This is a genomic window from Prevotella lacticifex (assembly GCF_019973375.1).
In the GTDB taxonomy this organism is placed as follows: Bacteria; Bacteroidota; Bacteroidia; order Bacteroidales; family Bacteroidaceae; genus Prevotella; species Prevotella lacticifex.
Map to the genome: position 1 here is coordinate 1 of NZ_BPTV01000035.1, position 267 is coordinate 267.

Consider the following 267-nt stretch of genomic DNA (forward strand, 5'->3'; position numbering starts at 1 on the left):
CGGAAAGGAAATTTATAAGTTCAGTGGCATATACGCTGTAGTCGGAATGCACGTTTACCGTGTCACGGTCAACGATATTCTTGTATAGCCAGAACAGAGTCTCCACAGACCATCGCTGGGAATAGGCCAAATAGACGGTTAATGGGTCAAGGTCAGCTTTTGACTTGAAGACAATCAGGCCGAAAAGGCCTTTCTTCTCGGCATAGCTTTCTGCCTTGAAATTATCTTTCTTGTTGGCATTCTGCACATATCCGATCTCCTGTTCGG

1 pseudogene is annotated in these 267 nt (G+C 45.3%); it reads right to left on the reverse strand.

The window, feature by feature from the left end:
• Positions 1-267, reverse strand: a pseudogene (locus LDN30_RS16285) (IS1634 family transposase); the annotation flags it as partial.